A 12,887-nucleotide genomic window follows, 5' to 3' on the forward strand; every position below is an offset into this window, starting at 1 on the left:
CTATCATCGGGAGGATGGCGAGCCGCGGTCACGTGCTGGTGGTCGACGACGAGCGCGCGATCCGCCGCCTGTTGCGGCTCTACCTGACCGACGCCGGGTTCACCGTGGCGGAGGCGCCCGACGGCGAGACGGCCCTCGAGCAGGTGCGCCGGGGCGGGATCGACCTGGTCCTCCTCGACCTGATGCTCCCCGAGATGGACGGCTACGAGGTCTGCCGCCGCCTCCGCGAGATGGGCCAGACGCCCGTCATCATGATCACCGCCCGCAGCGACGAGGCGAACCGCATCACCGGCCTCGAGCTGGGCGCCGACGACTACGTCGTCAAGCCGTTCTCCCCGATCGAGGTCGTCGCGCGCGTGAAGGCCGTGATGCGCCGGGTCGGCGCGCCCCCCGACCCCGGGCGCCTCCTCCGCGCCGGCCCCGCCGTGCTGGAGCCGTCGAGCCGCCGCGTCACCCTCGACGGGGAGGAGGTCGACCTCACCCGCCTCGAGTTCGACCTGCTCGCCGAGCTCGCCGCCCACCCGCGGGTCGTCTACACCCGCGAGCGGCTGCTGGAGAAGGTCTGGGGCTACCAGTCGGCCGTCGGCGGCAAGACCGTCGACGTCCACGTCGCGAACCTGCGGCGCAAGCTCGGGGACGGGATCGGGATCGTGGCCGTTCGGGGGGTCGGCTACCGGCTGGAGCCCTCGTGAGGGACGCGCTCCGCCGGCTCCGGCCGAGGAGCATCCAGGCCCGCGTCGCCCTGGCGATCGGCATCGCCCTCCTCGCCGTGTTCCTCGTCGTGCAGGTCGTCTTCGTGGGCTTCGTGCAGGCGCGGGCCCGGGACGAGGTCGAGGCGGCGCTGCACCAGCAGGCCGACTCCATCGCCCGCCAGATCGAACGCAGCGGCCTCGAGAACGCCGCGGCGAGCGCCCGCGAGGCGCAGCGCTACATCGGCGACGCCCGCCTCGTCGTGCGGGTGTCCGGTGTGGCGGTGCACTGGAACGTCCCCGTCTCCGACCTGGAGGCGTCCGCCACCGCCCGCCGCGGCGACCTGGAGGTGCTGCTCGAACGGCCCGACCCGTCGGCGGGCCTCTTCACCGACTGGGTGTTCGTCGCGCTCCTCGCGATCGGGCTGGTCGGCACCGGCGGCCTGATCTGGGGGCTCGCCGTCGGGGTCGGCTCCCGCCTGCGCGCCTCCGTCCGGGACCTGGCGGACAGCGCCGAGGCCGTCACCCGCGGCCACCTCGACGTGCGCGTCGCCGAGACCGACGACGAGCTCGGCCGCCTCGCCCAGGCCTTCAACCGCATGACGGCGCGGCTCGAGGCCGCGGACGTCCGCCAGCGCGAGTTCCTCGCCGACGTCGCCCACGAGCTGCGGACGCCGGTCACCGCGATCGAGGGCTTCGCCCAGGCGCTGTCCGACGGGACCGCGGCGACACCGGAGGACCGCGCCGAGTCCGCCGACTTCATCCGGGCGGAGGCCGCCCGCCTGCGCGAGCTGGTGCGGGACCTGCAGCAGCTCACCTGGCTCGACCTCGACCCCCCCGTCGAGACCGCCGACATCGACCTCATGGACGCCGGCCGGGACGCCGTCGCGCGCCTCGCCGCCGACGCCCGCGCCGCCGGCGTCTCGCTGCACCCCCCCGAGGGGCACCTCATCGCGCGCGCCGACCCGGCGCACGTCGAGACGATCCTCGCCAACCTCATCACCAACGCCATCCGGGCGACGCCCCCCGGCGGATTCGTGCACCTCCACCCGGTCGCCGCCCCCGGCCAGGCGGGGATCGCCGTGAGCGACACCGGCATCGGCATCCCGCCGGAGCACATCCCCTACATCTTCGACCGCCTCTACCGCGTCCAGTCCGGGCGGCAGCGTCCCGGCGGGTCCGGGCTCGGCCTGTCGATCGTGCGCCGCCTCGCGACCCTGCTCGGGGGGCGCGTCACCGTCCGCAGCGTCCCCGGCACCGGCTCCACCTTCACCCTCTGGCTGCCGGCCCGCGCGGTCGCGCCGCCGCGCCGGCCCAGGGTAGGCTCGACGCTCGACCAGCCCACGACACGGGGGTGAGCGGTGGCCCAGCGCCGCTATCTGCTGTCCGAGGACGCGATACCGACCCGGTGGTACAACGTCGCCGCCGACCTGTCGTCGATGCCCCCGCCCCCCCTCCACCCGGGGACCGGGCAGCCGATCGGCCCGGACGACCTCTCGCCGATCTTCCCGATGGCGCTCATCGAGCAGGAGGTCAGCGGGGAGCGCTGGATCCCCATCCCGGACCCCGTCCGCGAGATCTACTCGATGTGGCGCCCCACCCCCCTGCACCGCGCGCTCGGCCTGGAGCGGGCCCTCGGGACCACGTGCCGCATCTTCTACAAGTACGAGGGCGTCAGCCCCGCGGGCAGCCACAAGCCGAACACGTCCGTGCCGCAGGCCTACTACAACCGCGAGGAGGGGGTCACCCGCCTCGCCACCGAGACCGGCGCCGGCCAGTGGGGCTCCGCCCTCGCGTTCGCCTGCGGGCTGTTCGGCATCACCTGCAAGGTGTTCATGGTGCGCGCCTCGTTCGACAGCAAGCCGTACCGCCAGTCGATGATCCGCACGTGGGGCGGTGAGATCGTCGCGAGCCCGTCACCCGACACGGCCGCCGGGCGGGCGATCCTCGAGGCCACCCCCGACAGCACCGGCAGCCTCGGCATCGCGATCAGCGAGGCCGTCGAGGACGCCGCGACCCGCGACGACACGAACTACGCGCTCGGCAGCGTCCTCAACCACGTGCTGCTGCACCAGACCGTCGTCGGCCAGGAGGCGCGGGCGCAGCTCGCGATGGCGGGCGCCGAGCCCGACGTCGTCATCGGCTGCGTCGGGGGCGGGTCGAACTTCGCGGGCCTCGCCTTCCCGTTCCTCGCCGACAAGGCCGCCGGCAGCGACATCCGGATCGTCGCCGCCGAGCCCGCCGCGTGCCCCACCCTCACCCGCGGCCACTACGGCTACGACTTCGGCGACACCGCGGGCATGACCCCGCTGCTCGCCATGCACTCCCTCGGCCACGGGTTCGTGCCCCCCGCCATCCACTCCGGCGGCCTGCGGTACCACGGCATGGCGCCGCTCGTGTCGCACCTCGTCCACACGGGTCTCGTCGAGGCGCGGGCGTACACCCAGTCCGAGTGCTTCGCCGAGGCCGTGCGGTTCGCCCGTGCGGAGGGGATCGTGCCGGCCCCCGAGCCGTCCCACGCGATCCGCGCGGTGGTGGAGGAGGTCGCGCGCGCCGAGGAGGAGGGCGTCGAGCGGACGATCCTCTTCAACCTCTGCGGCCACGGCAACTTCGACATGGCCGCCTACGACGCGTACCTGTCGGGGACGATGACCGACATCGAGCTCCCCCAGGAGGAGCTCGACCGCGCCGCCGCCGAGATGGAGGGCCTCCCGGCCCTCGGCTGACCTCCGTGCCCGCCCCCCGGCCGCGGGCCGGGGGGCGCGCCGGTCAGTACGGGCTGCGGTGCCCGCCGCCGGGCGGCGGGGCGTCGTCCTCCTCCTCGGCCTTGCGCCGGGCGCGGCGCTGGCTGGCGGCGACCCCGCCGATGATCACGACGCCGATCAGCAGGTAGGGGATGCCGTAGAGGAAGCGGTTGTCGTCGAGGCCGATCAGGAACACCACGCCGCCGACGGCGAAGATCAACCCGATCAGGTACGAGAAGATGACCCCGGTCGGGCTCACGCGTCACCCTCGAAGTGGGCCTCGAGCTGCGCGATGACCTGGGGGACGAGCTCGTCCCAGCTCACGTCGTCCTCCTTCGTGACGCTCACGAAGTTCGAGGTCGCGAAGACGTTCGTCACCCCGTCGAGGGCGAAGATCCGCGCCCCGAGCGGTGAGTCCGCCGGGTCGGAGCCCGCGCGGAAGGTCTGCCCGCGGCCCTCCACGGCCGGCCGGTCGAGCGTGAACTTGACCGCGTTGGGGTTGGGCGTCCCCTCGGGCGTCACGTCCATGTCGCGCTGTTCCTCTCGTGGATTCTCGCCGGAATGATCACTCGTGCGGGGGATGCCCGCGGGTCGGGTCCGGGGCGCCGGAGCCGATGAGGGAATACAGGGCCCTCGGGTGGGCCCCTCGTGAAAGGTACCGCCATGGCGATGTCGATCGACCCGCGCCTGCGTCGCGGGACCCCGCCGGCCACCGTCCCCGTCCAGGCCCCCGACCTCTGCGCCTGGTGCTTCGGGACCGGCTCCATCCTCGAGCCGATGGACTGCGACACCGCGAACGTCTACCTCCCCGTCGTCTGCGCGCCCTGCGAGGGCACCGGCCACCGGCGGGACCGGTAGTCCACCCGCGGCGCCCCCGGCGCCGCGGGTAGGATGCCCGGCGTGAGCGACGATCCCCGCACCCGCCTGGCCACCCTGCTGCGCGAGCACGCGCTCGTGCGGGAGTCCGTGATGCTCTCGTCGGGGCGGCGGTCCTCGTACTACTTCGACGCGCGCCAGGTGCTGCTCGACCCGGAGGGCGCCGCGCTCGCGGGGCGCCTCATGTGGGACCACCTCGCCCCCGCGGGACCCGCCGCCGTCGGCGGGCTGACCCTCGGCGCGGACCCGCTGGTGTGCGCAGTGAGCGCCACGGCATGGGCCGGCGGCCGCCGGGTGACGGGCTTCTTCGTGCGCAAGGAGGCCAAGAAGCACGGCCTCCAGCAGTGGATCGAGGGTCCGTTCATCGAGGAGGGCACCCCCGTCGCCGTCGTCGACGACGTCCTCACGAGCGGGGGGTCGCTCGTCGCCGCCGTCGAGAAGGCGCGTCAGGCCGGCGGGGTCGTGGTCGCGGCGTCCGTCGTGATCGACCGCGGCGAGGGCGGCCGCGAGGTCGCCGAGGCCGCGCTCGACGGAGCCCCGCTCCATGCGCTCTACACGTCCGCCGAGCTGCTCGAGACGGGGCGCCCGGGAGCGTGAGCCGGACACCCCGGGCGGTCGCCGCGACACGGGAGGCCGTGGTCGTGCGCGTCTCGGGGCCGACGGCGACGTTGTGGGTGGAGGGCGAGGAGCGGGAGGCGCGGCTGCGCCCGCGCATGCCGGGCGGGCCGGCCGTGGCCGGCGACCGGGTGCTGCTGCGCCCCAGCGACGCCGACGCCGCCGCGCCGACCGTGATCGGGGTCGCGCCCCGGACGACGGTGCTGGAGCGCGGTGAGCGGCCGGGGGGGAAGCCGCGGGCGATCGTCGCGAACGCCGACCTCGTCGTGATCATGGCCGCCGCCGCCGACCCGCCGCTCAGCGCCCGCCTCATCGACCGCTACCTGGTGGCGGCGGAGGTCGGGGGCATGGAGGCGGCGGTCGTCGTCACGAAGATCGACCTGCCGCACGACGCCGCGGAGCTCGACGCGCTGCTCGGGGTCTACCGCGACATCGGGTACCCCGTCCTCACCGGCGTCGCGCGGGAGCCGGCCCTCGCCGCCGCCGTCCGCGACCTCATCGACGGCCGCACCGCGGTGCTCGCCGGCCACTCCGGGGTCGGCAAGTCGACCCTCACGCGCGGGCTGACGGGCGTGCAGCGGGCGGTCGGCGCGGTCAGCGAGAAGGCCGGCACCGGTCGCCACACCACGAGCGACCCGCGGGTGATCCCGATGCCGGGCGGCGGGGCCGTCGTCGACACGGCCGGGGTACGGACCTTCCACCTCCCCGCGATGGACCGGGCGCGGCTCGAGGCCGGGTTCCCCGAGATCGCCGCGGCGGCGCGGGGATGCCGGTTCCGCGGGTGCGCGCACGACGGCGACGCCGGGTGCGCGGTCGAGGGCGCGGTGAGCGACGAGCGCCTCGCGAGCTACCGGCGGATCCTCGCCACGATGCGGTAGACGGGCCTCCGCGTTCCTTGACCTTGTATGGAGCCAGGCCTTAAGTTCGTGCCGCACGGCACGAAGCCGTCCCGCTATCCCGTGACCGAAACCCGCCGGAGGAAGAGTTCATGAGTCGTCCTCGACGTTTCCTGCCCCCGATCGCCGGAGGGGCCCAGACCACCGGCTGGGAGGCGCTGGAGAAGTGGGTCGGCGGGTCGGGTGGCTCCGCGTCCGGCGACGCCCCCGCGGCGGCCGCGACCGGCAAGACCGGTTGGGAGGCCCTGGAGAAGTGGGTCGGCGGCGGGTCCGGCGGCGGCGCGTCCGCGGCCCCGGCGGCGACGGGCAAGACGGGCTGGGAGGCCTTGGAGAAGTGGGTCGGCGGGGGCTCCGGCGGGTCCTCGTCGGCCGCCGCCCCCGCGGCGGCCGCGACCGGCAAGACCGGCTGGGAGGCCCTGGAGAAGTGGGTCGGCGGCGGGTCCGGCGGCGGCGCGTCCGCGGCCCCGGCGGCGACGGGCAAGACGGGCTGGGAGGCCTTGGAGAAGTGGATCGGCGGGGGCTCCGGCGGGTCCTCGTCGGCCGCCGCCCCCGCGGCGGCCGCGACCGGGAAGACCGGTTGGGAGGCCCTGGAGAAGTGGGTCGGCGGCGGGTCCGGCGGCGGCGCCTCCGCCGCCCCGGCGTCCTCCTCGGTCCCGGGCGCGGCCCCGGCGGGCGGCACCGGCTGGGAGGCCCTCGAGAAGTGGGTGGGCGGCGGCTCCGGTGGCGGGGCGTCCGCCCCGGCGTCCCCCTCCGGGAAGACCGGTTGGGAGGCCCTGGAGAAGTGGGTCGGCGGCTCGGCCGGCGGCGCGGCCGCGGCGACCCCGGCGGCGGACGCCCCGGCGTCCTCCTCGGTCCCGGGCGCGGCTCCGGCGGGCGGCACCGGCTGGGAGGCCCTGGAGAAGTGGGTCGGCTCGGGCTCCGGCCCCGGCGGCGCATCCGCGGCGACCCCGGCGGCGGACGCCCCGGCGTCCTCCTCGGTCCCGGGCGCGGCCCCGGCGGGCGGCACCGGCTGGGAGGCCCTCGAGAAGTGGGTCGGCGACAGCGGCACGTCCGCGCCGCCGCCCGCGGCGACCGCCTCGAACGGCGCCGCGGCGTCCGAGGGCGCGGGCAGCGCCCCCGCCCCCGCCGCGTCGGCGGAGGCCCCGGCCGAAGCCGGCGGCTTCATCGGCTTCCTCAAGCGCCTCTTCGGCGGCAAGTAGCCGCCCGCGCGCAGGGGGGCGCCGCCGTCCGGCGGCGCCCCGGTGGCCCGCCGGACCGGCGCCCCCGGTCCGGGCGGCCCCTGCGCGGGGCCCGATGACCCGCGTCATCACCGAGCGGTCCGCCGGCGGCGTGCTGCTCCTGCGCATCGGCCCCGCCCTGCTCGTCGCCCTCATCCGCCTCCGCGGCGGGGGGATCCTCGGCCTGCCGAAGGGCCACATGGAGGCGGGGGAGGAGCCCCACGAGACCGCCCTCCGGGAGACCCGCGAGGAGACGGGCCTCTCCGGCCGGGTGCTCGCCCCGCTCGAGGAGATCTCCTACGTCTTCTGGTCGCGCGCCCAGGGCGCGCGGGTCGCGAAGCAAGTGTCGTTCTTCCTGCTGGAGTACCGGGCGGGGTCGCCCGCCCACCACGACGGCGAGGTCGAGGGCGTCACCCTGGTGCCGGTGGCACGGGCGCCGGGGGCGTTGACGTACCCCGGCGAGCGGAGCGTGATGCGCCGCGCACTCGCCTGGGTCGATGCGACGGGTTACGGTGGCGGGGAGGCACCGCCGCCCTCCTCCCGGGGCTGAGCCGCGCCCGCCTGCCACCCGCGCCCCGAGGACGTCCGTGTACGCGCTGAACTTCTACTCGCCCCTGTTCATCGACCAGCTGCGCAAGGGTCGGAAGACCGCGACCATCCGGCTCGGGGACAAGGCGCACAAGTACAAGAAGGGCCAGCTGGTCTGGGTCACCGTCGGCCATCGGCACGGGCCGCGGCAGCGCATCTTCACGGCGATCATCGACGACGTCACCGTCAAGCCCGTCCGCGAGCTCACCCAGCGGGAGATCGAGCGCGACAACCCCGAGTTCCGCCTCGTCGAGGACACCCTCCACTTCCTGTCCCACATCTACTCGCGCGAGGTCGCCCTCGACGACAACGTCTCGGTGATCCACTTCTCCGAGGTCATCGAGTTCCCCTCGCTCAAGTAGGCGCGTCCCCGGGCGGTCCCGGCTTGCGCCGGGGCGGCCCGGGTGGCATCTTTTGGCACTCAACATCATTGAGTGCCAAGTAGGGGGAAGTGCTTTGAACTTGCAGCCCTTGGGCGACCGCGTCGTCGTCCAGTCCATCGAGGCTGAGCAGGTCACCGCCAGCGGACTGGTCCTGCCCGACACCGCCGCCGAGAAGCCGCAGCGCGGCAGGGTCCTCGCCGTCGGCTCCGGCCGGTACGAGGACGGCCAGCGGGTGCCGCTCCTGGTCGCCGAGGGCGACGAGGTCATCTACTCCAAGTACGGCGGCACCGAAGTGAAGATCGACGGTCAGGACCTCCTGATCCTCCGGGAGTCCGACATCCTCGCGAAGGCGGTCTAGAGACATGCCGAAGCTCATCAAGTTCAACGAGGACGCCCGTCGGGCCCTCGAGCGTGGTGTGAACACCCTTGCTGATGCGGTGAAGGTGACTCTCGGTCCGAAGGGCCGGTATGTGGTGCTCGACAAGAAGTTCGGTGCCCCGACGATCACGAATGATGGTGTGACGATCGCTCGTGAGATCGAGGTCGAGGACGTCTTCGAGAACCAGGGTGCCCAGCTTGTGCGTGAGGTCGCGACCGCCACGAACGATGTGGCGGGTGACGGGACCACGACGGCGACGGTGTTGGCGCAGGCGATCGTGCGTGAGGGCCTGAAGAACGTCGCTGCGGGTGCGAACCCGATGGGGTTGAAGCGCGGTATCGAGGCTGCGGTGGAGCGGGTCGTGGCGGAGATCGCCAAGCAGTCGAAGGAGGTGTCGGGTAAGGAGGACATCGCCCGTGTCGCGGCGATCTCCAGCCGGGACCGTGAGATCGGCGATGTCATCTCCGACGCGATCGAGAAGGTCGGTAAGGACGGTGTCGTGAACGTGGAGGAGGGCCAGACCTTCGGGATGGACCTCGAGTTCACGGAGGGGATGCAGTTCGACCGTGGCTACATGTCGCCGTACATGGTCACCGACCAGGACCGGATGGAGGCCGTCCTCGACGACCCGTTCCTGCTGGTCCATGGCGGGAAGATCTCCTCGGTGCAGGACATCCTGCCGCTGTTGGAGCAGGTCATCGGCCAGGGCCGGCCGCTTCTGATCATCGCCGAGGACGTCGAGGGTGAGGCGTTGGCGACCCTGATCGTGAACAAGCTGCGTGGGACGTTCACGGGTATCGCGGTGAAGGCCCCCGGTTTCGGGGATCGGCGTAAGCGGATGCTCGAGGACATCGCGATCCTGACCGGTGGCGAGGTGATCGCCGAGGAGATGGGTCTGAAGTTGGCGAACACCCAGATCACCCAGTTGGGGAAGGCCCGGCGGGTGGTGATCTCCAAGGACGCGACCACCATCATCGACGGTGCCGGCGACCCGGAGGACATCAAGGGCCGCATCAAGCAGATCAAGGCGGAGATCGAGACGACCGACTCGGACTTCGACCGTGAGAAGCTGCAGGAGCGCCTGGCGAAGTTGGCGGGCGGTGTCGCGGTCGTGAAGGTGGGTGCGGCGACCGAGACGGAGATGAAGGAGAAGAAGCACCGGGTGGAGGACGCCCTGCAGGCGACCCGCGCGGCGCTCGAGGAGGGTGTCGTCCCCGGTGGCGGCGTCGTCTTGGTGAACTCCATCAAGGCCCTGGATGGCCTGGAGCTGTCGGGCGATGAGGCGACGGGTGCGAACATCGTGCGCCGTGCCTTGGAGGAGCCGCTGCGTCAGCTCGCCGAGAACGCCGGCCTGGAGGGGTCGGTCGTGGTGGGCGAGGTGAAGGGCCGCAAGCCGGGTATCGGCTTGAACGTGGACACGGGGGAGTACGTGGACCTGGTGAAGGCCGGGATCATCGACCCCGCGATGGTGACGCGTTCGGCGCTCCAGAACGCCGCGTCGATCGCGAAGAACATCATCACCACCGAGTGCGTCGTCGCCGACAAGCCCGAGGAGGGCGGCGGTGGCGGCATGCCCGACATGGGCGGCATGGGCGGCATGGGCGGCATGATGTAAGCACCCGGCACACGCCGGATGTGAGTCTGCGACGGGGGCCCTGCGGGGCCCCCGTCGTCGTCGACGGGCCACAGCGCCCGGCCCGCGCTAGCCTGGACACCACGGCCGCGTTCCGGAGGCCGCCCAGGGGGCGCGTGCCGACGGCGCCCGGGAGGTGACGATGACGGCGCCCCCCTCCGCGCACCCGCGGCGCACGATCGTGTTCTGGATGGCGACCGCCCTCATCGCGGTCGACACGCTGCTGTTCACGATGGTGGTGCCGGCGCTCCCCGAGTTCGCCGAGCGCGACGGGTTGTCCGACGCCCAGGCCGCCCTGATCTTCGCGGCCTTCCCGATCGCCCAGCTCCTCACGGCCCTCGCGACGGCGGGCCTGGTGGAGCGCCTCGGCCGCCGCCCCCTGATCATCGCGGCGACGGTGCTGCTGACCCTCGCGACCCTGCTGTTCGCCGTCACCGAGGGCGGGGCGATGCTGACCGTCGCCCGCGGCGCCCAGGGCGTCGCCGCCGGCGCGGCCTGGACCGCCGGCATCGCGGCGATCTCGGACGTCTTCCCGACCCGCGACCTCGGCCTGCGGATCGGCCTCGCGCAGACCGCCGGCGGCGGCTTCGGGCTGCTCGGCCCCATCGTCGGCGGGGTCCTGATCGACCTCGTCGGCACCGACGCCACCTTCCTGATGGCGGCCGCCCTCCCCGCGCTGCTCGTCGTCCCCGCGCTGCTCGTGCCCGAGACCCGCCGCCCCGGAGCCGTGCCCACCCGCGTCTTCGTGGGCATCCGGGCGGTCATGTCGCGCCGCCGGGCGCGCGCCGCCGCCGGGGCCCTCGCCGCGGTGTCCGGCGCCCTCGCCCTGATCGAGCCCCTCGTCCCGCTCGACCTGGAGGACCGCCTCGGGTTGTCGGCGTCGGCGATCGGCGTGGTCTTCGCCGCCAGCCTGCTCGGCAACATGGTCGCCGCGCCGCTCGCGGGCCGGTGGTCGGACCGCTCCGGCCGCGTCGCTCCCGTCGCCGTCGGGGGTGCGGTGCTCGCCGCGAGCCTCCCCCTGCTCGCCATCGGCCCCGCGGCCTGGGTGACGTGCGCGCTCTTCGTGATGGGCCTCGGCTTCGGGACGATGGGCGCCTCGTCGGGCCCCGTCCTCACGGAGGCCGTCGACGAGGCCGGGCTCGCCGGCAACTACGGGCTGTCCGCCGCGATCCTCACCGTCGTCTACTCCGCCGGGTACGCCGTCGGGCCGCTCGTCGGGGCGGCGGCCGCGGCGACGATGCCGTTCCTGGGGGCCATGATCGCCGGCGCCGTCCTCGTCGGCGCCACCGCCGCCTGGGCGACGGCCGGCCTGCGGGCCACGTCGGGCGACGGACCGGTCGCGCCCGGCGCGGGTGCTTTGGCCGCCGGGCCAAGGGGACCCGCGCCGCCACGCTGATAGCGTCACCACCCCGGATGTGGGTGAAGGGGGTCCCGTGTCGCAGTTGTTCACGGATTACACGACCGACGGCTTCTTCGACGAGATGTTCGAAGGGCCCGACGTCCCCCGCGCCGCCTACGAGCGCCTCTTCGACGGCCTCCGCGCCCTGCGTCCCGCGACGTTCGCCGCCCGCTCCGCGCTGGTCGACCGCGCCTACCTGACCCAGGGCATCACCTTCGCCCACGGCGGGCGCGAGCAGCCCTTCCCGTTCGACCTGCTCCCCCGGCTGATCCCCGCCGACGAGTGGGCCGTGCTGCAGCGGGGCCTCGCCCAGCGGGTGCGGGCCCTCGACATGTTCATCGCCGACATCTACGGCGAGCGCAGCTCCGTGGCGGCGGGCGTCGTGCCGAACCGCCTGGTCTCCACGTGCGAGGGCTACGTGCGCGAGATGGTGGGGATCACCCCGCCCCTCGGGCGCTTCGTCCACGTCGCGGGCGTCGACCTGGTCCGCGACGACGACGGCGTCTGGCGCGTGCTGGAGGACAACCTCCGGTGTCCCTCGGGCCTCTCCTACGTCGTCCAGAACCGGGCGTTCATGCGCCGCGCGTTCCCCGAGGCCTTCACCGACCACCACGTCGAGCCCGTCGGCCACGCGCCTTTCCTGCTGCTGTCGGCGCTCATGGCGTCCGCGCCGGAGGGCCGCGAGTCGCCCCGCGTCGTCGTGCTGACGCCGGGACCGGCGAACGCCGCCTACTACGAGCACTCGTTCCTCGCGCAGCAGATGGGCGTGCCCCTCGTCGAGGGCCGCGACCTGACGGTGCGCGACCGCCGCGTCTACCTGCGCACCACCGCAGGACGCGAGCGGGTCGACGTGATCTACCGCCGCATCGACGACGGGTTCCTCGACCCCGCGTCGCTGATCGCCGACTCCCTGCTCGGCGTCGCCGGGCTGATGCAGGTCTGCCGCGAGGGCCGCGTCGCCGTCTGCAACGCCGTCGGCACCGGGGTGGCCGACGACAAGGCCGTCTACGCGTACGTGCCGGGGATCATCCGGTACTTCCTCGACGAGGAGCCGATCCTGGAGCAGGTGCCGACGTACCTCCTGGAGCGCGAGGACGAGCGGGAGCACGCCCTCGCCAACCTCGACACCCTCGTCGTGAAGGCCGTCGACGGCGCCGGCGGCTACGGCATGCTTATCGGCCCCCACGCCACGCCCGGCGAGCGCCAGGCCTTCGCCAAGCGGGTGCGGGCCAACCCGCGCGGCTACATCGCCCAGGAGACGATCAAGCTCTCGCGTGCGCCGGTGCTGGTGGGCGACCGCTTCCAGGGACGCCACGTCGACCTGCGCCCGTTCGTGCTCTACGGCGACCACCCCGTCGTCGTCCCCGGCGGGCTGACCCGGGTCGCGTTGCGCGACGGGTCGCTGGTCGTGAACTCGTCGCAGGGCGGGGGCAGCAAGGACACCTGGGTCCTGTCGAGATGACGGCGG

At 73.9% G+C, this 12,887-nt stretch carries 15 protein-coding genes; 13 read left to right on the top strand and 2 right to left on the bottom strand.

What is annotated here, in order from left to right:
* Window positions 1–14: 14 nt before the first annotated feature.
* From IU369_RS02025 to IU369_RS02035, 3 genes are read left to right on the top strand one after another with little or no spacing between them, the layout of a single operon-like run.
* Window positions 15–692, top strand: coding sequence for a response regulator transcription factor (locus IU369_RS02025; RefSeq protein WP_217922900.1), 678 nt, complete (start codon window positions 15–17; stop codon window positions 690–692).
* Complete coding sequence (locus IU369_RS02030) at window positions 689–2,047, top strand: sensor histidine kinase (protein ID WP_217922901.1); 1,359 nt, start codon at window positions 689–691, stop codon at window positions 2,045–2,047. The genes IU369_RS02025 and IU369_RS02030 overlap by 4 nt, the downstream gene beginning before the upstream one ends.
* A 3-nt stretch (window positions 2,048–2,050) precedes the next feature.
* A complete protein-coding gene (locus tag IU369_RS02035; protein ID WP_217922902.1) occupies window positions 2,051–3,415 on the top strand; it encodes a TrpB-like pyridoxal phosphate-dependent enzyme in 1,365 nt (454 codons plus the stop codon).
* A gap of 43 nt (window positions 3,416–3,458) precedes the next feature.
* Here IU369_RS02035 and IU369_RS02040 read toward each other — a convergent pair whose 3' ends face one another.
* On the bottom strand, window positions 3,459–3,692 hold the full coding sequence (locus tag IU369_RS02040; protein WP_217922903.1) for a hypothetical protein: 234 nt from the start codon (window positions 3,690–3,692) through the stop codon (window positions 3,459–3,461).
* A complete protein-coding gene (locus IU369_RS02045; protein WP_217922904.1) occupies window positions 3,689–3,961 on the bottom strand; it encodes a NifU N-terminal domain-containing protein in 273 nt (90 codons plus the stop codon). The genes IU369_RS02040 and IU369_RS02045 overlap by 4 nt, the downstream gene beginning before the upstream one ends.
* Window positions 3,962–4,102: 141 nt before the next feature.
* Here IU369_RS02045 and IU369_RS02050 point away from each other — a divergent pair, with 141 nt between their 5' ends.
* The 10 genes from IU369_RS02050 to IU369_RS02095 all read left to right on the top strand — a co-directional run bounded on the left by IU369_RS02050 (window position 4,103) and on the right by IU369_RS02095 (window position 12,881).
* The gene (locus IU369_RS02050) at window positions 4,103–4,291 is read left to right on the top strand and encodes a hypothetical protein (RefSeq protein WP_217922905.1); all 189 of its coding nucleotides are present in this window, start codon (window positions 4,103–4,105) and stop codon (window positions 4,289–4,291) included.
* A gap of 42 nt (window positions 4,292–4,333) precedes the next feature.
* Entirely contained in the window at window positions 4,334–4,906 is a 573-nt protein-coding gene (gene pyrE / locus IU369_RS02055; protein WP_217922906.1) for an orotate phosphoribosyltransferase, read from the top strand.
* Window positions 4,903–5,802 carry a ribosome small subunit-dependent GTPase A gene (gene rsgA, locus IU369_RS02060; RefSeq protein ID WP_217922907.1) on the top strand — a complete coding sequence of 300 codons (900 nt, stop codon included), beginning with the start codon at window positions 4,903–4,905 and terminating at the stop codon, window positions 5,800–5,802. Before pyrE ends, rsgA begins: the two co-directional genes overlap by 4 nt.
* 110 nt (window positions 5,803–5,912) lie before the next feature.
* Window positions 5,913–7,019, top strand: coding sequence for a hypothetical protein (locus tag IU369_RS02065; protein WP_217922908.1), 1,107 nt, complete (start codon window positions 5,913–5,915; stop codon window positions 7,017–7,019).
* 94 nt (window positions 7,020–7,113) lie between these two features.
* Window positions 7,114–7,587, top strand: coding sequence for an NUDIX hydrolase (locus IU369_RS02070; RefSeq protein WP_217922909.1), 474 nt, complete (start codon window positions 7,114–7,116; stop codon window positions 7,585–7,587).
* Between the two features lie 37 nt (window positions 7,588–7,624).
* Window positions 7,625–7,987 carry an ASCH domain-containing protein gene (locus IU369_RS02075; RefSeq protein ID WP_217922910.1) on the top strand — a complete coding sequence of 121 codons (363 nt, stop codon included), beginning with the start codon at window positions 7,625–7,627 and terminating at the stop codon, window positions 7,985–7,987.
* A gap of 67 nt (window positions 7,988–8,054) precedes the next feature.
* Window positions 8,055–8,366 (top strand): co-chaperone GroES, encoded by a 312-nt coding sequence (gene groES, locus IU369_RS02080; RefSeq protein ID WP_217924318.1) that lies wholly within the window; start codon window positions 8,055–8,057, stop codon window positions 8,364–8,366.
* A gap of 4 nt (window positions 8,367–8,370) precedes the next feature.
* Window positions 8,371–10,002 carry a chaperonin GroEL gene (gene groL, locus IU369_RS02085; protein WP_217922911.1) on the top strand — a complete coding sequence of 544 codons (1,632 nt, stop codon included), beginning with the start codon at window positions 8,371–8,373 and terminating at the stop codon, window positions 10,000–10,002.
* A 208-nt stretch (window positions 10,003–10,210) separates the two neighbouring features.
* Window positions 10,211–11,416, top strand: a complete 1,206-nt coding sequence (locus IU369_RS02090) for an MFS transporter (protein WP_217922912.1) — start codon at window positions 10,211–10,213, stop codon at window positions 11,414–11,416.
* A gap of 37 nt (window positions 11,417–11,453) precedes the next feature.
* Window positions 11,454–12,881, top strand: coding sequence for a circularly permuted type 2 ATP-grasp protein (locus tag IU369_RS02095; protein WP_217922913.1), 1,428 nt, complete (start codon window positions 11,454–11,456; stop codon window positions 12,879–12,881).
* Window positions 12,882–12,887: the final 6 nt, after the last annotated feature.

The sequence above is a fragment of the Miltoncostaea oceani genome, from assembly GCF_018141545.1.
Lineage (GTDB): Bacteria > Actinomycetota > Thermoleophilia > Miltoncostaeales > Miltoncostaeaceae > Miltoncostaea > Miltoncostaea oceani.